General features: G+C 72.5%; 16 protein-coding genes. 7 read left to right on the top strand and 9 right to left on the bottom strand.

Annotated elements, in window-relative coordinates; translation table 11 throughout:
* Positions 1 to 58: 58 nt before the first annotated feature.
* The 3 genes from TU31_RS01000 to TU31_RS00990 form a co-directional block, all read right to left on the bottom strand.
* Complete coding sequence (locus tag TU31_RS01000) at positions 59 to 1,912, bottom strand: GMC oxidoreductase (RefSeq protein ID WP_042147399.1); 1,854 nt, start codon at positions 1,910 to 1,912, stop codon at positions 59 to 61.
* 20 nt (positions 1,913 to 1,932) lie between these two features.
* Positions 1,933 to 3,621: a succinic semialdehyde dehydrogenase gene (locus TU31_RS00995; RefSeq protein WP_107070595.1), complete on the bottom strand. Its 1,689-nt coding sequence runs from the start codon at positions 3,619 to 3,621 to the stop codon at positions 1,933 to 1,935.
* 130 nt (positions 3,622 to 3,751) lie between these two features.
* Entirely contained in the window at positions 3,752 to 5,701 is a 1,950-nt protein-coding gene (locus tag TU31_RS00990; protein ID WP_042147397.1) for a serine/threonine-protein kinase, read from the bottom strand.
* Positions 5,702 to 5,822: 121 nt separating this feature from the next.
* Here TU31_RS00990 and kilB point away from each other — a divergent pair, with 121 nt between their 5' ends.
* Together kilB and TU31_RS00980 are read left to right on the top strand one after the other, a co-directional pair.
* Positions 5,823 to 6,281, top strand: coding sequence for a plasmid transfer protein KilB (gene kilB / locus TU31_RS00985; RefSeq protein ID WP_306304247.1), 459 nt, complete (start codon positions 5,823 to 5,825; stop codon positions 6,279 to 6,281).
* Between the two features lie 129 nt (positions 6,282 to 6,410).
* Positions 6,411 to 7,457: a hypothetical protein gene (locus TU31_RS00980; RefSeq protein ID WP_042147390.1), complete on the top strand. Its 1,047-nt coding sequence runs from the start codon at positions 6,411 to 6,413 to the stop codon at positions 7,455 to 7,457.
* Positions 7,458 to 7,545: 88 nt separating this feature from the next.
* Here the strand turns inward: TU31_RS00980 and TU31_RS00975 are convergent, their stop codons facing one another.
* Positions 7,546 to 9,021: an MDR family MFS transporter gene (locus TU31_RS00975; protein WP_042147387.1), complete on the bottom strand. Its 1,476-nt coding sequence runs from the start codon at positions 9,019 to 9,021 to the stop codon at positions 7,546 to 7,548.
* 598 nt (positions 9,022 to 9,619) lie between these two features.
* Here TU31_RS00975 and TU31_RS00970 point away from each other — a divergent pair.
* Positions 9,620 to 10,282: a response regulator gene (locus TU31_RS00970; protein ID WP_042147384.1), complete on the top strand. Its 663-nt coding sequence runs from the start codon at positions 9,620 to 9,622 to the stop codon at positions 10,280 to 10,282.
* 47 nt (positions 10,283 to 10,329) lie between these two features.
* Entirely contained in the window at positions 10,330 to 11,580 is a 1,251-nt protein-coding gene (locus tag TU31_RS00965; RefSeq protein ID WP_042147381.1) for a sensor histidine kinase, read from the top strand.
* 48 nt (positions 11,581 to 11,628) lie between these two features.
* On the opposite strand, the gene TU31_RS00960 is transcribed toward TU31_RS00965, so the two are convergent.
* Positions 11,629 to 12,003 (bottom strand): STAS domain-containing protein, encoded by a 375-nt coding sequence (locus TU31_RS00960; protein WP_042147378.1) that lies wholly within the window; start codon positions 12,001 to 12,003, stop codon positions 11,629 to 11,631.
* Positions 12,004 to 12,469: 466 nt separating this feature from the next.
* On the opposite strand from TU31_RS00960, the gene TU31_RS00955 reads away from it, so the two are divergent.
* Positions 12,470 to 13,192 (top strand): RNA polymerase sigma factor, encoded by a 723-nt coding sequence (locus TU31_RS00955; RefSeq protein ID WP_042147377.1) that lies wholly within the window; start codon positions 12,470 to 12,472, stop codon positions 13,190 to 13,192.
* Positions 13,189 to 14,523: a zf-HC2 domain-containing protein gene (locus tag TU31_RS00950; protein ID WP_042147374.1), complete on the top strand. Its 1,335-nt coding sequence runs from the start codon at positions 13,189 to 13,191 to the stop codon at positions 14,521 to 14,523. The genes TU31_RS00955 and TU31_RS00950 overlap by 4 nt, the downstream gene beginning before the upstream one ends.
* Positions 14,524 to 14,778: 255 nt before the next feature.
* Here TU31_RS00950 and purU read toward each other — a convergent pair whose 3' ends face one another.
* On the bottom strand, positions 14,779 to 15,669 hold the full coding sequence (gene purU / locus TU31_RS00945; RefSeq protein WP_042147371.1) for a formyltetrahydrofolate deformylase: 891 nt from the start codon (positions 15,667 to 15,669) through the stop codon (positions 14,779 to 14,781).
* Between the two features lie 32 nt (positions 15,670 to 15,701).
* Entirely contained in the window at positions 15,702 to 16,160 is a 459-nt protein-coding gene (locus TU31_RS00940; RefSeq protein ID WP_042147369.1) for an SCO4402 family protein, read from the bottom strand.
* A gap of 171 nt (positions 16,161 to 16,331) precedes the next feature.
* Between TU31_RS00940 and TU31_RS00935 the strand changes: the two genes are divergently transcribed.
* Positions 16,332 to 17,678 carry an ABC transporter substrate-binding protein gene (locus tag TU31_RS00935; RefSeq protein ID WP_042147367.1) on the top strand — a complete coding sequence of 449 codons (1,347 nt, stop codon included), beginning with the start codon at positions 16,332 to 16,334 and terminating at the stop codon, positions 17,676 to 17,678.
* Between the two features lie 39 nt (positions 17,679 to 17,717).
* Here the strand turns inward: TU31_RS00935 and TU31_RS00930 are convergent, their stop codons facing one another.
* Together TU31_RS00930 and TU31_RS00925 are read right to left on the bottom strand one after the other, a co-directional pair.
* Positions 17,718 to 19,547 (bottom strand): hypothetical protein, encoded by a 1,830-nt coding sequence (locus TU31_RS00930; RefSeq protein WP_306304246.1) that lies wholly within the window; start codon positions 19,545 to 19,547, stop codon positions 17,718 to 17,720.
* Positions 19,548 to 19,753: 206 nt separating this feature from the next.
* Complete coding sequence (locus tag TU31_RS00925) at positions 19,754 to 21,148, bottom strand: NsdA family TPR-like regulatory protein (protein ID WP_042147359.1); 1,395 nt, start codon at positions 21,146 to 21,148, stop codon at positions 19,754 to 19,756.
* Positions 21,149 to 21,521: the final 373 nt, after the last annotated feature.

Here is a 21,521-nt window from a genome sequence, read left to right as displayed (position 1 = left end):
AGGAGGGCCGCACCCGGTTCGGGGTGCGGCCCTCCGTCGTACGTGCGCAGGAGACGCTCTAGGAGAGCGACTTCTTCGGCGGGACCGGCGGGACCGCCAGGAAGGGCAGGTTCAGCGCGCCGAACGCCTTCTTGGGGACGGCGGGGCGGACCGGCTCGACCGGTGCCAGCCGGCGGTAGGCCCGGCCCGGGGCGGGGCGCGGGTCGGCCTCGCCCTTGTTGGGCCACAGCGACATCGCACGCTCGGCCTGCGCGGTGATGGTCAGGGACGGGTTGACGCCCAGGTTGGCGGAGACCGCGGCACCGTCGACGACCGAGATGCCCGGGTGGCCGTAGAGGCGGTGGTACGGGTCGATGACCCCGTGGTCGGCGTCGGCGCCGATCGGGCAGCCGCCCAGGAAGTGCGCGGTCAGCGGCGTCCCCATCAGCTCGCCGACATTGCTGCCCGCGAAGCCGTTGATCTCCTGCGCGAGCAGCGTGGCCGCCTCGGTGGCCTCGGGGATCTGCTCGGGGTTCGGTGCGCCATGGCCCTGGCGGGCGGTGAGCAGGCCCTTGCCGAGGCCGTCCGGCTTGCGGTAGGTCGTCAGGGAGTTGTCCAGCGACTGCATCACCAGGCCGATGATGGTGCGCTCCGACCAGCGGCGGTTGGAGAGCGACCGGAGCAGCAGCAGCGGATGCCGCAGACAGTTCGCGGCCCACCGGCCGGCGCGGGAGCCGCGGCCGTCGACGGGCACCTGGAGGATGGACATCGCGCCCATCGCGTTGGAGCCCTTGCCGTAGCGGACCGGCTCGATATGGGTGTGGGCGTCGGGGTGGATGGACGAGGTGATCGCGACCCCGCGGGTGAAGTCGGCCTTGGTGCCGTGCCGCTTGCGGTAGCGGCGGTTGTCGGTCTGCGCGCCCACCAGCGCCTCGGAGTTCGTCCGGGTCAGCTCGCCCAGCCTGCCGGAGATGCCGGGCAGCAGTCCGCTGTCCTTCATCTTGTGCAGCAGCGTCTGGGTGCCGTACGTGCCGGCGGCGAGGACGACCCGGCGGGCGGTGAAGGTGCGGCCCCGGCCCTTGCGCTTGTTGTCGGTGGGGAGGGTGGCGACGGCGAAACCGCCGCGGGAGTCCTCGGTGACGGTGACGACCGAGGTCATCGGGTGGATGACGGCGCCGGCCCGCTCGGCGAGGTGGAGGTAGTTCTCATTGAGGGTGTTCTTGGCGCCGTGCCGGCATCCGGTCATGCACTCGCCGCACTCCGTACAGGCCCTACGGGCCGGGCCCTGGCCGCCGAAGTAGGGGTCGGGGACCTCCGCGCCCGGTGCCGCCTCCGAGGTCCCGTCCGCGTCCTCGCCGTCCCCGAAGAACACCCCCACCGGCGCGAGATGGAAGGAGTCGCCGACGCCCATCTTGTCCGCGGCCTCCTTGAGGTGGACGTCGGAGGGCGTCATCGTCGGGTTGAGGCGGACCCCCAGCATCCGCTTGGCCTGGTCGTAGTAGGGGGCCAACTCCTCCTGCCAGTCGGTGATATCGCCCCACTGGCGGTCCTCGAAGAACGGCTTCGGTGGGACGTAGAGGGTGTTGGCGTAGTTGAGCGAGCCGCCGCCGACGCCCGCGCCGGCCAGCACCATGACCTTGCCGAGCAGATGCACCCGCTGGATGCCGTAGCAGCCGAGTGCCGGCGCCCACAGATAGTTGCGGATGTCCCAGGAGTTCTTCGGCAGGGTCTGCCGGGTGAAGCGGCGGCCGGCTTCGAGGACACCGACGCGATAGCCCTTCTCGGTCAGCCGCAGTGCGGAGACCGAGCCGCCGAAGCCGGAGCCGACGACGAGCACGTCGTAGTCATAGCCGTCGTCCGGTGCGGCGGGGGCGTCGGCGGCCTCCCGGTCGCCGTTGCCGTCCTGCTTCCGGGCAGAGTTCTCCTGGGGCACTGGCTCTCCCTGCTGCTTGGTTAGCGGAGTCGGAACGCCTTCATCGCGCGCAGGCTGCGGCTCATGAACTGTGCGTACTTCTCGTCGGTCATGCCGAAGGACGGGGCGAGCGGCATCAGCCGCTGCTGGGCGACGGTCTGTGCCTCGGTGTACTTGAGGATGCCCTCGGAGCCGTGCCGGCGGCCCAGCCCCGAGTCGCCCATGCCGCCCATCGGCGCCTGGACACTGCCGTAGCCCGCGGCGTAGGACTCATTGACGTTGACGGTGCCGGTCCGCAGCCGGGCGGCGACCGCGCGGCCGCGGCGGCCGTCCTTGGTCCAGACGCTGGAATTCAGCCCGTACGGGGTGGCGTTGGCGAGCGCCACCGCCTCGTCCTCGTCACGGAAGCGGTAGATCGAGACGACCGGGCCGAAGGTCTCCTCGCCGCAGACCGCCATCGGGGCCTCGACGCCGTCGAGGATGGTCGGCTCGTAGAACAGCGGGCCGATGTCGGGGCGGGGGCGGCCGCCGGCGACCAGCGTGGCGCCCTTGGCGACAGCCTCCTCGACATGGCGGGTGACGGTCTCCAGCTGGCGCTCGCCGACCAGGGAGCCCATGTCGGCGCCGTAGGCCAGGGCGTTGCCCAGCCGCATCGCCTTCGTCCGGGCGGCGAAGCGCTGGAGGAAGTCATCGGCGATGGACTCGTGGACGTAGAGCCGCTCGATGGAGATGCACAGCTGGCCGGCGGAGGAGAAGCAGCCGCGGACGGCGCCGGCGGCGGCCTTCTCCACATCGGCGTCCTGGAGCACCAACATGGCGTTCTTGCCGCCGAGTTCGAGGGAGACGCCGACCAACCGGGCGGCGGCGCCCTGGGCGACCTCGCGGCCCGTACGGGTCGAGCCGGTGAAGGAGACGTAGTCGGCGTGCGCGACGACGGCGGGGCCGACGACCGGGCCCTCGCCGATCACGACCTGCCAGACGTCCTCCGGCAGCCCGGCCTCGATGAGCTGCTCACGGGCCCACAGCGCGGTCAGCGCGGTCTCCGTGTCGGGCTTCATGACGACGGCGTTGCCCGCGACGAAGGCCGGCAGGGCATCGCCGACGGACAGCTCGAAGGGGTAGTTCCAGGGGGCTATCTGCCCCACGACGCCCCGGGGCTGGCGGAGTTCGGTGACCTTGGTGAGGGTCGGTACGACGCCGGTGCGGGCCTTGGGCTTGAGGTAGGCATGGGCCTTGCGGCCGTAGTGGCGGGCGGTGACGGCGACCGCCTGCACCTCCTCGTGGGCGTGCAGCCGCGCCTTGCCGGTCTCCAGCTGGATCAGGTCGAGCACCTCGGCCTGGCGGCGCAGCACCAGGTCGTGGAAGCGGAGCAGGACCGCGGCACGCTGCTTGACCGGGACCTTCGCCCAGCGCTCCTGGGCGGCGCGGGCGCGCTCGAAGGCGGTGGCGACGTCCTCGGGGGTGGACTCCGGCAGGTCGGCCAGCTTCTCCCCGGTGAAGGGGGTGTGGTTGGCGGTACGGCCGCTGCCCACTACACCGCGACTGAGCCTGGCGGCGATCTCGGGGGTGACCACCTCCGCCGCGGTACGGGCGCCCGCGGGGGCGGGGGCGACCGGGTTGCCTCCGGCAGGGGCCCCCTCGGGCGCGGTGGCCACGGGGGCGTCCGTGGAGGCCTCGGCGGGGGCCTCCGCGGCGGCGGCAGCTGTTCCGGTGTCCTGCGAGTCCGTCATGCGGGCGAGCGTATTCCTCCCCCGGCGCTTTGTGTACCCGGCAGTAATGAGTTTTCACGCGGCACGCACAATCGTGCCAGCGTCCGCTGGCCGCAAGGGCGCTGGTCTGGGACGACCGGACGGCCCGCGATCACGTCCCGGACAGCCGGAACGCGTCGACCGCGGTGTCGAAGTGCCGCTTGGCCTCGGTGCGCGAGGCGACCGGGGAGGAGATCCACACATCGATCATCCGGCCGCCCTCGTCCCAGCTGAGGTCGTAGGTGTACCGCGCGCCGCCGTCCTGGGCACTGCCGTCCCAGACGAACTCCCAGAGTCCGGCCTGGAGCCCGTTGTGGGTGGTCTCGGTGACCTGCCCCTGGCGGTAACCGCGGTAATCGGCGGGGCCCTTGGCGTGCGCCGCGCGCATCGCGCCCAGCGGTCCCTCCGGCACCGGCTGCTGAAGCTGGACGCCGATCCGGAACCGCTTGCCCTGGGAGTAGTAGTAGACGCGGTCGTTCTCATAGGACCGGGTGAAGCCCTCGGGGACGGCGAGTGCGAAGCCGGCCGGGTCGCGGACGAGGCGGTAGCCGGCCGGGACCTTCGCGGTGCCTCCGGCGGCCGGTGGCGCGGTGACGGTGGGTTCCGCCGTGCCGGAGCCGCCGCCCTTCGAGGGCGCGGTGTCCGAGGCCTGCTGGGAGCGGCTGGGCCGGCCGCCCGTGCCGGTGCCGTGGTCGGCTCCGCCCTGGTTCATCAGCAGCACGGCGATGCCCGCACCGGCGCCGCCGATCACCACCGCCGCGAGGGCGACCAGCAGGGCGGTGCGGGCACGGCCGGTGTGCGGGCGGGCGGCCGCGGCCAGTGCCCGGTCGTCGAGCGCGTCCCGGATCGGCATGCCCGGGGTGCGGCCGCCCGTGCGGCCACCGGGTCTTCCGGCGCCCCCGGCAGGGGTACGGCCGGCCGCGGCCGGGCCCGGGGGCGGCGTACCCGCGACCGGCGGGTCCTCACCGGACGGGTGCTCGCCGGGCGGGGGTTCACCGGGCAGCCCGCCGCCGGGGACGTCGTACAAGGGGGCGTGGACGTCGGGCCCGTGGTACCGCGGGGTGTTCGGGCCGCCGGGGAACGGGCCGCCCGCCACGGCCTCGGCCGCGAGCCCCGCTGCACCGGCGCCGTGACCGCCATGAGCTCCATGACCACCGTGGCCGCCGTGGCCGCCGTGACCGCGACCGGTCCCGTGTCCCGGCGGCCCGCCCGGCCCGCGTTCCGGGGCGCGGCCCGACTGGAGATAGCCGCGCAGCATCCGCTCCGTCTCGGCGACACCCAGCCGCCGCTCCGGCTCCCGGTCCAGCAGACCGTCGACCACGGCGTGCAACGGGCGGGCGGATTCGGGGAGTTCGATCTCGTCGTACACCACCGCGTGCAGCACCCCGCCCAACGAGTCGCGGTGGAACGGCGAGGCACCGCTGAGCGCCGCGCACAGCAGCACCCCGAGCGACCAGAGGTCGGCCTCGGGGCCGGTGCCGCGCCCGGCCATCCGCTCCGGCGCGGTGTATTCGGGCGAGCCGACGAAGCCGCCGGTGTCGGTCAGCGTCGTGACGCCGGGCACCTGGGCGATCCCGAAGTCGGTGAGCACGACCCGGCCGGTGCCCGACTCCATCAGGACGTTGGCGGGTTTGATGTCACGGTGCAGCACCCCGCGGGTGTGCGCGGCGCGCAGCGCGCCCAGCAGCGCGACGCCGATCCGGGCCGCCTCGCGCGGTGCGACCGGTCCGCCGCTCTGGAGCCGGTCGGCCAGCGACGCGCCCTCCACCAGTTCCATCACGATCCACGGCCGGCCGTCCTGCTCGACGACGTCATGCACGACGATCACATTGGGATGCTTGATCTGCGCGACGGTCCGCGCCTCCCGCATCGCCCGCTCACGCTGCACCCGCGCCTCGGGTTCGGCCGTTCCCTCGTCCAAGTGCAGTTCTTTCACCGCTACTTGACGTCCCAGCACTTCATCGGTGGCCCGCCAGACCGTTCCCATTCCGCCGCGGCCCAGCCGTATTCCCAGGCGGTACCGGCCACCGATCAGTCGGCCCTCGCCCCCGAAGATCCCCATGGCCCCATCTTGCCGCACGGCCGCCCTTCCGGCAGGGGCGGCACCCCTCGTCCGGCCATGGTCATGTGCACCCTGCCGCTGACCTGGTCCGCTGTGATCCACTGCCCTCATGGAGGCAGTTGTGGCAAGCGTCGTGGCCGTCCTGGGCACCCTGTTGGGTTCCGGAATCACCCACGTCTTCCAGCGCCGGGCGGCCGACCGCAGCGAGGGGTTCGCCCGCGCGGAGCGGCTGCGGCAGGAGCGGATCGACGCGTACTGCGCCTACGCGGGGGCGCTGCTGGAGTACCGGCGGGTGCTCGTCCACCGCTGGTTCGTGCTGCACGAAGGCGGCCGCGGCGGCGAGGACACCCCGGAGCTGCGCGAGGAGGTGTACAAGACCCGCTACAGCGCCCAAGAGGCCATGTTCCGGGCCCAGATGGTGACCGATGACCGAGAAATACTTGACCGCAGCGAGCAGGTGATGTCGGCGACGACGGAGTTGCACCGGGCCCGCGACCGGGAGACCCTCACCGCGTTGCGGGCCACCACGCGCCAGGGGATCCGGGACTTCATCGCGGCCACGGCCCGGTATGTGCGCTGATCAACCGGGCGGGAGCCGGACGACACGGGGTGGAACCTCCACCGGCTCTCCCGCCGTCCTTGACACAGTGAGGCCGTTGTACGGGAACTGCCGGTACGGCGGCCACGAGAGGCGGATCGGGGGTCGGTCATGGTGATGCAGGACGGTGGAACGGTGGATGTCCGCCCGGGGCCCGATCCGCGCCGGGCCGCCCCGGAGCACAGCGGCGCCTACCTCGCCACCGGGCTGTGCCTGACGCTGTACGCCGGAGTGCTGGGCGCCTGGACGGTCTTCGGCATCACCCAAGGGGACGGCAGCACCTGGGACTTCGTCGAGGGCCTGTTCAATCCGGGCGCCTCCCCCACGACCCAGATCCTCGGCCCGTACGAATGGGCCTTCACCGCCGCGTTCCTGGTGATCGCCGTGCTCATGCTGGCCCAGCGGCGGGTGGCGCGCTCCGCGGCGCTGCTGTCCGGTTTCGTACTGCTCGCCCTCTCGCTGCGCGAGGGCGTGGGCCTGCTCCATGCCGCCTACCGCCACCAGTACACCAACGACCCGCTGGGCAGCTGGGCGCTCGCCACCCGCGGGCTGGGGGTGGTGGTGGCGCTGGTCGTGCTGTTCTCGATGTTCCCGGCCACCGAGCGGCAGCAGGACGCCCCGCCGCCCGCGGCCGGCGCCACCGGTCCCGAGGCCCAGTGGCGCCGCCTGTCCCGGATCTGCGGGGTGCTGTTCCTCGTCATGGCGCTGGCCGAACTCGGCTGGGCGGTCCGCGACATGACCGCCACCGGGACGGACACCGGCCGCTATCTGCGCGGGGTCGTGGACGGTTCGGTGCTCGGCGCCCTCGATCTCGCCGCGTCCGCCGAGTTCACCACCGTCGGCTCGGTGCTCGTCCTGCTGATCCTCGGGGTGCTGGCCCTCCGGGGGCGCCGGGAAGTCCGGGGCGCGCTCCTGGTGTTCGCGGCGCTGGAGCTGTACATGACCGTACGGACGGTGGTCTGGCTGACCGTCTCCGACTTCTTCAACCGCTCCTTCGAGACCACCGAGGGCGCCCTCTCCATGGCCACGACGGCCTACGGCCTGGCCGCCATGACCTCGGTCGTCGTCCTGGCCACCGGCCGCGGCATCGGCCCGTACGACGGCCGCCGCCCGGAGGGGGTCCGGACGGCGGCGGTGGGACGGGAGGGGTGGCTGTGAGGGACGCGCGGGCCGGCGGGCGGCCTGCGCCGTGGTGTGCGGAGCCCGGGGACTGAGCTCCGCCCGGCCCTCATGACCCGATGGGCCCTCATGACCCGATGGGCTGCTCCGCGGCGCTGTCGTGGTCCGGGGCGTCATCGGCGCCGGCGATCCGGCGCGGCAGTTTCGCGGCCACGACGATCGTCACCACGGTGAGGGCGGCGGCGACGCCGAAGGCCAGCTTCATCCCGCTCATTGCCGCGGGCGCGGCGGCGACGCCGTCGGCGACCAGATGACCGCTGCGCGCGGACATCACGGTCACCACCAGCGCGGTCCCGAACGCCGCGGCGACCTGCTGCAACGTCCCGAGCATCGAGCTGCCGTGCGAGTACAGATGCGGCGGAAGCGCGCCCATGCCCAGCGTGAAGACGGGGGTGAACGTCGCCGCCAGGCTCACCATCAGCAGCGTGTGCAGTCCCAGCACCTGCCAGTACGGCATCGTCATCGAGACCTGGGTGAAGCCGCCGAGGGAGAGCACCATGCCGATCGAGCCGGGCAGGACCAGCGGCCGGCTGCCGAACCGGTCGAACAGCTTCCCCACGGTCGGTCCGAGCAGTCCCATGGCCAGACCACCCGGCATGACCAGCAGGCCGGTCTCCAGCGGGCTGAGTCCGCGCATGTTCTGGAGGTAGAGCGGCAGCAGGATCATCGACCCGAGCATCGCCAGGAAGCCGACGGAGATGAGGGCCAGGGAAAGGCCGTAGGTGCGGTGCTTGAGGGTGCGCAGGTCCATCAGCGGCACGCCGGTGCGTTGCAGCTTGAGCTGGCGGACCACGAAGACCGCGATGGCCGCGACTCCGGCGACGACGATCCCGATGCCGAGCCCGACCCTGTCGCCGGATTCGCCGAGGAGGCTCAGACCGTAGACCAGACCGCCGAAGCCGAGCGCCGCCACGGAGACGCTGAGCCAGTCGATGGAGCTCACCTGCGGCTCGCCGATGTTGTCCATCTTGCGCAGCCCGAACAGGGTCACCAGCGCCGCGATCGGCAGGACGACCACGAACAGCATGCGCCACGAGCCGAGCTGGAGGACCAGTCCGGACACGGCGGGTCCGAGCGCGGGCGCCACCGAGATCGCCAGGGTGACGTTGCCCATCACCCGGCCGCGGTCGTGCTCGGGCACCACGATCATCAACGTGGTCATCAGCAGGGGCATCATCACGGCGGTGCCGGCGGCCTGCACGATCCGGCCCAGCAGCAGCACCTCGAAGGAGGGCGCGACGGCGGACAGCGCGGTCCCCGCGAGGAACACGCCCATCGCGATGGCGTAGGCCTGGCGGGTGGTGACCCGCTGGAGGAACCAGCCGGTCACCGGAATGACGGCGGCCATGGTCAGCATGAACGCGGTGGAGACCCACTGCGCCGACTGCTCGGTGATGTGCAACGAGTCCATCAGCCGCGGAATGGCGTTGACCAGGATCGTCTCGTTCAGGATCACCACGAACGTGGCGAGCACCAGCAGCCGCACCACGGTCGGTATGCGGCCCGCCTTCGCGGCAGGTCGTTCTTGGATTGCAGCTGTCACGGCAGCACCTCGCTGGGGTTCCTGGTCACAGTCGCCTCGCAGCCAGGGGCTGTCGGCACGAACATGGGCGGTGGATTGTCGGTAGAGACCGACAGGCAGGGCAGAACTCATCGGCCGGCCCGAGTGTTCCGCACCCACGCGCCGATTTCATCCGATTTTATGCCTGCCCGCGAGGACATCCGTCGACGACGCCGTGACCGGTGGCCCACGTTTCGGCGACGCTCGCCACCACGCCGGGTACCTGCTCCACCAGCGGCTTTGAGGGGGTGACAGGCCGTGCTCCGGCGGTGCGGGGGAGATCCCCCTCCGAACCGCCCCCGCACGCCAAAGGCGGCCGCCGCGTGTGGGGGTCGCGGCGGCCGCCGATGTGAACTGCACCGCGTCCTGGGCTCGGGGCCTCTTCAGTGGTGCAGCATGAGAACCACTCTGCCCGTGGGGAACCCCCCGCGGCATCCTCCAGAGGTCGCGGGATCACCCCCGCCGCTCGGCGGGGGTGCGGATCCGTCGCAGGGCGGGCCCGGGTGACAGGGGAACGGAATCGCGCAGCGCCGGGCGGTTCCGCGGATGCGGGTGGGTGCGAAGGAGAAAGGGGCGGCCGGTGATCCGTGTCGCTGTGGTGGACGACGAGCGGCTGGTCAGATCGGGACTGCGGATGATTCTGGGGACCGCCCCGGACATCGAGATGGTCGCGGACTGCGGCGGCGCCGAGGCCGTGGAGACCGTGCTGCGCTGTGCGGCCGATGTCGTGCTGCTGGACATCCGTATGCCGGACGTGGACGGGCTGACCGTACTGCGCGGGCTGCGCGCCGCCCCGGAGCCGCCCGCGGTGGCGATGCTGACCACCTTCGACGCCCAGGAGTATCTGACCGCGGCGCTGCGTGAGGGCGCGGCCGGGTTCCTGCTGAAGGACTCCGATCCCGAGCAACTCGTACGGGCCGTACGGACGCTGGCGGAGGGCGGGAGCGTGCTCGATCCGGGCGTCACGCGGGCGGTGATCGGGGGCTATCTGACCGCCGAGGACCAGGCGTCGGCGACGAGGGCGGTCAGCGGGCTGACACCGCGGGAGTCGGAGGTGCTCGCCCTGCTGGGCGAGGGGCTGGCCAACGCCCAGATAGCCGGGCGAATGGGGCTCGCCCCCAGTACGGTCAAGGACCATGTGCGCGCCCTGCTGGGGAAGTTGGGCGGGATCAACCGCATCCAGGCGGCCATCGTCGCCGACCGTGCCGGCCTGGTGTCGGGCGATCCCCGGGGGGCGTGGTGAGGGCCCGGGGCGGGCGGAGCCGGCTGCGGGCCCGCGCGGGGCGGGCGGTGGCCCGCGGGGAGGCGAAGGGGCGGGCGCTGGGGCACGGGGCACCGGTGCGGCGGTTGCGCGCCCTGGCTCCCGTGGTGGTCCCGGTGCTGCTGGCGATCGCCGACGCGATGCTGGTCAACGGCCTCGAACTCGACCTGGAGGTCGGTGTCTCGATGCTGGCGGCGGCGGCCCTGGTGCTGCGCCGGCGCTTCCCGCTGCTGGTGTTCCTCTTCACCCTCCCCGGGCTCTACATCGGCTACATCTGGTTCGCGCCGATGATCGGGCTCTACACCCTGGCCGTCCGCCGGCCCGGCCGGGCGCGGCTCGGCATCTGTGCGGTGCTGCTGATCGCCGCGCACTTCTTCCCGTATCCGATCACCGACTTCGAGCTCACCGTCTACCGCGAGAACACCCTGGTGCTGATCGACGCCTGCGTCACCTCGGCCGCACCGATCGCCCTGGGCCTGCTGGTGCGCACCCGCCAGGAACTCGCCTCCCGCGTCGAGGACCTGACCCGCAGCCTGCGCCGGGAGGACCGGCTGCTCGCGGACCGGGTCAAGACCACCGAACGCGCCCGGCTGGCCCGTGAGATGCATGACGTGGTGGCCCATCAGGTCAGCCTGATCAGCCTCCAGGCGGGGGCGGTGCAGGTCAGCACGGAGGACCCGGCGGCGCGCGCGGGCGCCAGGACGATCCGGGAGCTGTCGGTGCGGACGCTGGAGGAGCTGCGGCACATGGTGGGCGTGCTGCGGGCGGACGGCGGTGAGGCCGCGGAAGCGCACCGGCTGGCGCCGCAGCCGGACTTGACGGAGCTGCCGCGGCTGATCGAGATGAGCGCGCTGGATGTGACGTACGAGGGCGCGGTGGCGGCCGGGACGAGCGGCACGAAGACGGTGGAGCGGGCGGCGTTCCGTACGGTCCAGGAGGCGCTCACCAACATCCGCAAGCACGCGCCGGGAGCGCGGGTCCGGGTACGGGTGGATCCGGTGGACACGGTGCGGGGCGAAAGCTCCGGGCGGGGCGAGGATTCCGGACGGGCAGGTGGTTCCGGACGGGCGGAGGAGAGCCGTGCGGCGCACGGGCTGCGGGTGGAGATCCGCAACGGGCCGCCGGACGCGACGGCGACGGTTCCCGCGCTTCCCGGGGGCGGGCACGGGCTGGTGGGGCTGCGCGAGCGCGCGCAGAGCCTCGGCGGGACGCTGGAGGCGCGTCATACCTCCGACGGCGGCTTCGTCGTACGGGCGGAGTTTCCGTACGGAGCGGGGTGAATCAGGCAGGAGCGGGCGTACGGGGGCAGAAGGCGTGCCCGGACGTGGTCAGGCGGAGAGCGGTGCGGCGGCCTCGTCGACGGCGGTGTGCAGGTCCGGGTAGACCTCGAAGAGCCGGCGCACACCCAGGGCGGCCAGCACCCGGTTGACGTGCGAGCCGTCCACGGCGCCCTGCGCGGGGAGGATCAGCCGCAGCCGTCCCTGACAGGAGCGCATCAGACGGCGGGCGGCGATCAGCACACCGACACCGCTGGAATCACAGAACCGCACCTCGGAGAGGTCGAGGACGACCGATCTCCGGCCATCCGCCACCGCGTCGTGCACATGCTGGCGCACCGCGGGCGACGTGACCAGGTCCATCTCCCCCGACACCTGGAGTACGGCCCACGGGCCCTGTTCGTCCTCTGCCACCTTCAACGACACGCGCTCGAAGCCTTTCGCTCGCTTTCGGACCGGATGGGCCCGGCTGCATCCGGAACTCATCCTTCCCCGCCTCGACTGCCCGGCCTCTCTCCCCTGAAACTCTTCCGAATCCCCGGCTCAACAGACAGTCGGCCTAAGGCTATGCCCCAGCGGCCGCACCTTTTCGCCGACATCTGGTCACACACGGATAACACATCACCGTATGTGGACACGAACGATCGGCATCGATCGGCTCCGATCGGGCAGTATCGCCACAAAGCGAGGCCATCCGTGGTGAGGTCCTTACCACCCCCGTCCCCGTCGGGGCTCGGTTTGCCGCAAAGGAGCGTGCGTTGTCAGACCCGCGCATTACATTCGGTAGCACGGTGGTTTCTGTGAGCGTGCGTACAGCTCCGGGTGTGCGTGCGCGTGCGGAAGTGACGGCTGAGGAGTGAGCCCGGAGGCGACGGGCAGGGATGGGGTTCCAATGGGACACGACGCGCCACCGCGCTGGGACAGGCGGATGCAACAGCGGCTCGCCCACGGCGAGGCGGCGGCGCTGGGCGAGCTCTACGACCGCTTCGCCTCGCTCGTGCACAGCCTCGCCCACCGTGTCCTGGACGACGAGGACGCCGCCGACCGCCTCACCCGCGAGGTGTTCACCTACATCTGGGAACACCCCGATTCCTACGACCCCAAGCAGGGCCCGCTGCGCTCCTGGATCGCCGGTGTCACCCGCCATCAGGCCGTCCAGCGGCTGCGCCAGACCGAAGTGGCCTCGGCGCGCGACTGCGGAGACGGTGCCCCGGCGCCCGCCGAGATAGAGCAGAAGATCCGCGAGGCCTCCACCGCCGCCCGCGCCGACTACATCGTCACGTCCATGCCCGCGCCCCTGCGGGCCGCGCTGGAGCTGGCGTACTTCCAGCGCCGGGACTACCGCCAGACCGCCGCCGACCTCGGCGTCACCGAGGACGAGGCCCGCCGCCGGCTCCGCCTGGGCCTGCAACTGCTCTCCACCGCCCATCACCACCACGCCCTGCCGCCCGGCCACCGCGCCTCGTACACCGCCCGCGGCCCGCGCTCCGCCCCCGCGGCGCCCACCGCGCCACCGGGGCCGCACGCTCCCCGCGGCCCGCTGCCGTCGCACTCCCAGCACACCGGCCCGGGATCCTCCGCACCACCCGGTCCGGGCCATGGACGGTCGCGGTGAAGGGCCCCGACGAGTGGGACGGCCGCGAGCTGCCCGGCAGCCCCGGTGAGCGGCCGCGGATACCCTCCCCGCGCTCCGCAGTCGAGGACCACGGCCCCCTTCCGGACGCCCCGCCGGTGCCCGCCCACGACCCGGCGAGCGACACCGTCGAGACCCTCCCGGAGGCCGGGCCCGGGTCCGAGCCGCCCGCCGCGCCCCAGCCGCTTCCGGACCCGGATCCCGCCCCGCCGCACCGGGTCCTCAAGTCGCTGCTCGGCGCCTGGGCGCTGGCGGCCTGCTCCGCCGAGGAGACCGCCGCCGTCGAGGCGCATCTGACCGACTGCGCCTCCTGCGCGGACGAGGCGTTGCGGCTGCGCGATGCCGTCGGGCTGCTGCACCCCGCCGACAGCCTCGACCTCGATCCGCTGCTGCGCTCCCGCGTCCTGGAGGGCGCTCTGGGCCGGCGGCCGGCCCGTATCCCGGTGCCCGACTGGGCGGCGCCGTACGACGCGGAGACCGCCAAGCTGGATGCGCTGCTGCATGACATGGGCGAGGCGGAGTGGCGTGCTCCGGTGCGGCTGCGCTGGTTCGAGGGCGACCGTCCGGTCGAGCGGGAGACCACCGTCGCCGGAGTCATGGGGCATCTGATGGCGGTGGACGGCCTGGTCGCGACGGCCCTCGGGCTGACCGACCCGCTCGGCACCGCCGCCCCGCCCGGCACCCCGGACCCCCTCATCCGTACGGAAACGTTCTGGCGCGCGGCACACGAGACGCAGCGTCCGCTCACGGTCCACGCCCCGTGGCGCGACCAGAGCTACGCGCTGATGCGGCAGGTGTCGTTCGCCGGCAGCAGGGTCGCCGAACTCGCCGTCCCGTACGGCGACTTCCGGCTCGCGCTGCGCGACTCGTTCCTGGACCGCGCCTTCGAGTACTGGGTGCACGCCGGCGATATCGCGGAGGCGGTGGACTACCCGTATGTGCCGCCGGCCTCCGGACATCTCCACCAGATGGTCGACCTCGCCGCCCGGCTGCTGCCCAGTGCGCTGGCCGACCGCCGCCGGGCCGGGCTCGCCGCGCCGCCGCAGCGGCTGGTCGAGGCGGGCGCCCCGGGCCGTACGCTCCATCTGGAGGTCGAGGGCAACGGCGGCGGCCACTGGTACATAGCGCTGGACTCACCGGCCGCGCTGGGCACCCCGGAGCGCACCGTCGCGCATATCGCCCTGGACAGCGCCGAGTTCTGCCAGCTGGCCGCGGGCCATATCTCCCCCGAGGAGGCCGCCGCGGGCCAGGACGGCGAACGCGACGCGATCCGCGAGGTGCTCTTCGCGACCGCGTCGCTGTCCCGCCTCTGAGGGCGGCCCGTAGAGGCTCGCCAGTAGGGGGCGGTCGAACATGTCCCGTAGGGGGTCCGAGCGCCCCCTCGGGGCCCACAACGTGAGGGGTGCGGAGGGTATTCCGGGGCGGTGGGCGAATGCGCTCGTGAGGACGCCGCCCCGGAGGCCCTCCGCCCAGGACGACCGCCCGGCTGCCGCTCCGCCCTATGCGAAGACGACCGACCGGAGGCCGTTCCGCGCTATGCGAAGACGACCGTCCGGAGGCCGTTCCGCCTACGCGAAGACGACCGTCCGGCTGCCGTTCAGCAGCACCCGGCGCTCGCTGTGCCACTTCACGGCGCGCGCCAGGGCCTGGCACTCCACGTCCCGGCCGATCGCCACGAGCTGGTCCGGCGTGACCTCGTGACCGACCCGCTCGACCTCCTGCTCGATGATCGGGCCCTCGTCGAGATCGGCGGTCACATAGTGCGCGGTGGCACCGATGAGCTTCACCCCGCGGGCGTGCGCCTGGTGGTACGGCTTGGCGCCCTTGAAGCTCGGGAGGAAGGAGTGGTGGATGTTGATGATCCGGCCGGACAGCGCCTTGCACAGATCGTCGGAGAGCACCTGCATATAGCGGGCGAGGACCACCAGCTCGACGTTCTCCGCCGCCACCAGCTCCAGCAGCTGCGCCTCGGCCTGCGCCTTGGTGTCGCGGGTGACCGGAATGTGATGGAAGGGGATGTCGTACGAGGCGACCAGCTCGGCGAAGTCCGTGTGGTTGGAGACCACGGCCGCGATCTCTACCGGCAGGGCGCCGATCCGGGAGCGGAACAGCAGGTCGTTGAGGCAGTGCCCGAACTTGGACACCATCAGGATGACCCGCATCTTCTCGTCGGCCCGGTGGATCTGCCAGTCCATGCCGAAGGAGTCGCCCACCGCCGCGAAGCTGGCCCGCAGCTTGTCGACGCTCACCGAGGCGTCCGCGCTGAAGTGGACCCGCATGAAGAACAGCCCGGTGTCGTGGTCGCCGAACTGCTGGCTGTCCTCGATGTTGCAGCCGGTGATGAAGAGGTAGCTGGACACGGCATGCACGATGCCCTGCTTGTCCGGGCAGGACAGGGTGAGGACGTACTGATCGTTCCGATCGTGCTGACCGGGCTGGGTGGGCTGCGACTCGCTCATGACCTCATAGGGTCGCACACCCGCCGAGCGGGTCAGGCCGGGGCGTCCGCCTGACCGGTCATGATGGCCAGCACCTCCAGCGAGCGCGGCGCGGCATCGGGGTCCTCGCCGTCCGCGGTGGCCAGCTGCACATGGGCCTCACGGGCCGCCCGTACGGCCTCCGGCCAGCCCTGGTGGGCCATGTACGCGGTGACCGGGGCGTCCGCGCCGACCTGGTGCATGATCCGCAGCACCCGCAGCACGGCGACATCGACGAGCTGCGCCTCCTGGGCGTCCCGGAAGATCGTGCCGACGTACTTCTCGGCGGACCAGTTGTCCAGCCAGGTGTCCTCGACGAGCCGGTAGACGGCGTCGGTGACATCTCCGTACCCGGGGCGGCCGGCCAGCCAGGTCTCCTGCTGGAAGGCGGGGTCGGAGAGCATGTGCAGCGCGGAGCGCACATTGCTGCGCCAGCGCCACCACGGCATGTCGTTGAGTGGCATGCCGCCCATGGTGGTCGAGCGGCGGCCGCGACGGGAAGTCTTCTCCGAACCTTGCACAGTATTGGATCGTACGTTCCGCGCGGATGATCTCAAGCGGCCCCCCGGAGTTCACCTTGACGTCACCATCCGTTGCCTTGTCGTCACTCGGCCGTTCCTGGCAGGACGGAAGGCTGCGGTGTCATGACCGGACGGCGACGCTCCTCCCCCCGCCCTTCTTCTCACGCCCCCGCGGTCGGTGCGGCGGTGGCATGTACGGCGGTCATCGCGTCGCTGCTCTCGGGCTGCGGCTCCCTCCCCGGAGTCTCGGGGGGCTCCGGGGAGAAGGACCCGGTCACGGTCATGACCTGGGCCCCCGAGAGCACCAAGGCGACCAATATGCCGGGTATGCCCGCCATGGCGCAGGCCTACGCCCGCTGGGTCAACTCCCGGGGCGGCATCAGGGGGCATCACCTACGGGTACTGACCTGCAACGAGCGCAATGACTCGGTGGCCGCCGCGCAGTGCGCCCAGCGCGCGGTGGACCGCGGCGCGGTCGCGGTGGTCGGCTCCTACAGCCAGTTCGGCCGCTCGTTCATGTCGCCGCTGGAGGTCAAGGGCGTTCCCTTCATCGGCGGCTACGGCGCCTCGGACGAGGAGTTCGAGAGCCCGCTGTCCTACCCCGTCAACGGCGGGCAGGCCTCCCTGCTCGCCGGGAACGGCCGCCAGCTGGCGCGCGACTGCCAACGCGTCGCACTGGTCCGCCCGGACACCATCCAGGGCGACCAGATGCCGTCCCTGCTCAACTCCGGCCTGGAGAACGGCAGTCGGCACCCGGCCAAGGACATCAAGGCACCCGAGGACGGCACCGACTACTCGTCCGCGGTGAACCGCGCCCTGGACGGCGTGGGCGCCGACCCGGCCGTCTACGGGACGTCGGAGGCCGGCGGCAAAGCGGACGGCTCCTGTGTGACCGCCTCGCTCGGCGATCACACCGATGCGTTCTTCGACTCGTTCCGGCGGCTCCAGGAGGACAGCCCCCGGGTGCGGGTCGCCTCCGTGCTCGGCAGCGTCGGCCAGGCCCTGGTGAACCGTACGGGCGGCAGGTCCGGGCCGCTGGAAGGCGCGGACATCACCGGCTGGTATCCGGCCGCCGGAGATTCCCGCTGGGCGCCGATGCGCAAGGTCATCAACGACTTCGCGTTCAACGACAACCGCATCGACCCCGCCGACCAGGGCGCGCAGACGACCTGGATCGCCTACACGGTGCTGCGGTCGATGATCGAGCAGCTCGATGACCAGGGCGTCGAGGACATCACCCCGCACTCCCTCCAGACCGCGCTGGACCGCGGCGACCGTGCCGTCGACACCGGCGGCCTGACCCCGAAGCTGCGCTGGCGCGAGGACGACATGCTCGCCGTCCAGGACTTCCCCCGCATCGTGAACGGGACGGTGACCTACCAGGTCGTGCGGGACGGCGAGTTGGTCTCCGCCCAGCACGGCTTTGTGAACGTCACCAAGACGCTGGAACGGCGCCGCACGGACAGCTGAGCGGGACGGGCCGCCCGGCGGCGCCCGTCCCGGCCCGGCTCAGAGCTGCTCGGGGCGGCGCTCCGTCAGCCCGTACTTCTTGGCGAGCGGGTTCCAGATCTGCGCCGCCTGCTTCTTGGCGAGGGTGGCCTGCCCGCTGGCCGCGTTGCCCTGGGCGGTCTGCCGGGTGACCCGGGCCTTGCCCTTGTGGCAGCCCTTCTTGCCGCCGACCTGCCCGGCCCAGGCGGCGTAGTGGTTGTCCGCGGACGCCGAGGACTGCCAGGCCTTGGTCAGCGCGGCGGTCAGCCGGTCATGGTTCGGAATCTTGTCGACGGGCAGCTGCTGGAGCCGCTTCACCAGATCGTTGCGCTGCCCGGCCGCGGCCCGCAGGTCCTTGGCCGCGCCACCGAGGTTGTGGCAGGTCTTGATGCTGTTGACGGCATTGATCACCGAGGAGCGGCTGTTGTTGCTGTCGCCCAGCAGCGCGTCCAGCCCCTTGGCCTGGGACTCGGCCGGGTCGGTGGTCGGCTTCGGCTTCTCCGGCTCCTTGGCTTCCTTGGGGGTGTCGGCGCCGGAGCCCTGCTTCTTCGCGGTCTCCTCGCTGCCGCCGCCGCTCAGCGCCCAGCCGAGGCCGAGGCCGGCGCCCGCGAGCGCCACGATGACGATGCCGACGATCGCGGCCGGGGCGAGCCGGCGGCGTCCGCTGCCGCCGTCGTCGAACGTGGGCCGCTGCTCGTAGCCGCCGCCGGGCGGGAACTGCTGCCCGTAGCCCTGGCCCTGCTGCTCGTACGGCGGGCGGCCGGGGTCCTCGAAACGCGGCAGCTGCGCGGTGGAGTCCGGGGCGGCGGCCGGTCCGGCCTGGCCGGGTGCGCCCGGACCGTCGCGGAACAGGCCGTCGAACTCGGCGGGGGTGGGACGGTCACCGGGCGCGCCGGGGCGCACGCCGTACGGCGCGCCGGGCGGCGGGGGCGGCGTGGCGGCGCCCACCGGGGAGATGAGCTGGGTGGCCTCGGCGTCGCCCGCGCCCTGGGCACCGGGCATCGGCTGGGACTGCGGCATCGGCCGGCCCTGGGGACCGCCCTGGTTCGGCTTGATCGCGCGCAGCATGGTCGTGGACTCGTCGGGCGTCTCGGGGCGCGAGGCCGCCTCGGGCGGCAGCGGCGCGCTGCCGGGGCCACCGGCCGGGGCGCCGACGGGCGGAATCAGCGCGGTGGCCTCCGCGTCGCCCGAGGCGGGCGGCAGCGGCGCACCGGTCTGCGGTGTCGCCCGCACCAGCTCTCCGGACTGGCCCTGGGGCTGCTGCCCGTACGGCTGTTGAGGCTGCTGGGCCTGCTGCGGCGGCTGCGTCTGCCGGCCGTATGGCTGCTGCGGGATCTGCTGGCCGTACGACTGCGGGCCCTCGGACGGCAGCGCGCCGGGCGCAGCCTGGCCGGGCTGTGCGCCGGGCGGCAGCAGCGCCGTCGCCTCGGCGTCGAAGCCGGGTTGCGGCTGCGGCGCGGCGGGCTGCTGGGGTGCCTGCTGCGGCGCCGAGGGCGGCATGGCCGGCGGCTGCTGCCCCTGGGGCGGTGCCGGGAAGCCCTGGCCGCCCTGCGGGTGCGGGGCCTGCGCCGGGGCGTGGCCCTGCTGCGGTCCTTGGCCGTAGCCCTGCTGCGGGCTCTGGCCGTATCCCTGCTGCGGGGCGGACTGGCCCTGGGCGGGCGCCTCGCCGTACGACTGCGGGGCGGCGGCCTGCTGGCCGGGTCCCCAGGGCTGGCCCCACGGCTGGCCGGCCGGCGGCGCGGCCTGCTGGTCGGGCACCCACGGCTCACCGTTGGCGGGCAGCACAATGCCCTCTCGCGCGGGACCGGCCGCAGAATTCTGCGGGTCGTGACCCTGTCCGCTCTGCGTCACCGTGACTCCTACCAACGTGCAGACCTACGGAATCGTCGGCTGCACGCTACCGGGTCGCAGCAACGTTCGACCACGTCGCCTGGTCACCGCCCCTGCCCGCCCCCATAACCCCCGGGCAGGCCCCGCCGCCTGGGCTTTCCGTCACCCCACGACAAAACCCGACGTCGCACGACAAAGCAGTCGTCACCCCTGTGATGAGGCACTGATCACGCCGCTGTGGCCCGCAACTCCAGCCGCGCACTGAACTCCCGCACCACCGGTTCGTCCCGATAAGGCTCCAAACGCAGCTGAAAGTCCTCCAGATATTCCGCGCCACGGTCCGAACGCAGTCCGCTCAGCAGGTCGACGGCCTGGGTGCCCGTATGGCAGGCCTGTTCCACCTCGCGCTGCTGCACCTGCGCGCCGGCCAGCAGCAGCAGGCCGATGGCCCGGCGCCGGGCCCGGCCGGCCGGATGCCCGTCCAGCGCCTCCTGCGCCCGCTGCGCGGCGGGCCCCGGCTGCCCCAAGTCGCGGTGACAGTGGGCGAGTTCATCGGCCAGGTAGGCCTGGTCGAAATGGGCGATCCACACCGGGTCGTCGCCCGCGTCGGCAGCCGCTTCGGCGCGCTCCAGTGCGGCGACCGCCCGGCCGGCCACCACCTCGAAGGCCCGCCCGTCGCCCATCAGCGCATGCCCGCGCGCCTCCGCGGCGCAGAACATCGCCTCCGCGCGCGGTGTGACATGGCCGCGAGCACCTTCCTGTGCGGCGCGCGCGAGCTGGGCGATCTCCCGTGGATTGCCGAGCGAGGCGGCGAGATGGCTCATGCTCGCGGCGAGGACGTAGCCGCCATAGCCGCGGTCCCCGGCCGCCTGGGCCAGCCGCAGCGCCTGGATGTAGTAGCGCTGGGCGAGGCCGGGCTGGCCGGTGTCGACGGCCATGTAGCCGCCCAGTTCGGTCAACCGCGCGACGGCGGCGAAGAGTTCGCGCCCGACGGACTCCCGGTACGAACCGGCCAGCAGTCCGGAGACCACGCTGTTGAGGTAGTGCACGACGACCGGTCTGACGTGTCCGGCGCCGAACCGGTGGTCGAGCTCGCTGAGCGCCGTGGTCATCGCGCGGACCGCCTCGACGTCCGAGATCCCGACCCGGGCACCGGCGTTCCGGGCGACCTGGGTGTCCGCCCCGGTGATCAGCCAGTCGCGGCTGGGCTCCACCAGGGCGGACGCCGCGACCGTGGAACCACTGAGGAAGTCGCGCCGGCCGACATCGCTGCGCCACAGCTCACAGACCTGCTCGATCGCCCCGAGGACGGTGGGCGAGAACTGCAACCCCACCCCGGACGCGAGGTTCTTGCCGTCGGCCATCCCGATCTCGTCGATGGTGACCGTGCGCCCCAGTTTGCGCCCCAGCGCCTCCGCGATGACGGCCGGGGCGCGGCCCCGTGGTTGCTGGCCGCGCAGCCATCTGGCCACGGAGGTCTTGTCATAGCGGAGGTCGAGACCGTGTTCCGCCCCGCACATGTTGACGCGGCGGGCGAGGCCCGCGTTGGAACAGGCGGCTTCCTGGATCAGCGCCTGGAGCCGTTCGTTGGGCTGCCGTGCGACGAGTGGCCTGGCGGCCATGCTTGTACCCCCTGAGTACCGCTGTGCGTTCACCGCCGAACGCCGTTACCCGTGATCGATTCCCCAGGAATATGCCGGATATCCGAGAGATCCTGAATATGCGCGATAGGTGGGATCGGTGTGATATGCACTGTGCCGAGGATGCTCGGTCCTGAGCACTTTTGCGCCAGGTCCGGTGCCTCCTCGGCGCCCAGCGCCGTTCACGGGTGGGAAAGCTGCGCGGTGCCGTGCACAGATCGCGGCGCCGCCGTGCCGGGCTCCCCCCGGGTGCACTGCGGACTGCCGCCGGGCGGTCCCTCCGCCCGTCACGCAGGTGGCTACCCGCTCCTCGGGCCCCGCCCGCATACGCGCCCCCACCGGTGCACCCATGCGC

Source organism: Streptomyces lydicamycinicus (assembly GCF_000829715.2).
Taxonomy (GTDB): Bacteria; Actinomycetota; Actinomycetes; order Streptomycetales; family Streptomycetaceae; genus Streptomyces; species Streptomyces lydicamycinicus.
This window is presented reverse-complemented; position numbering and strand designations above follow the sequence as displayed.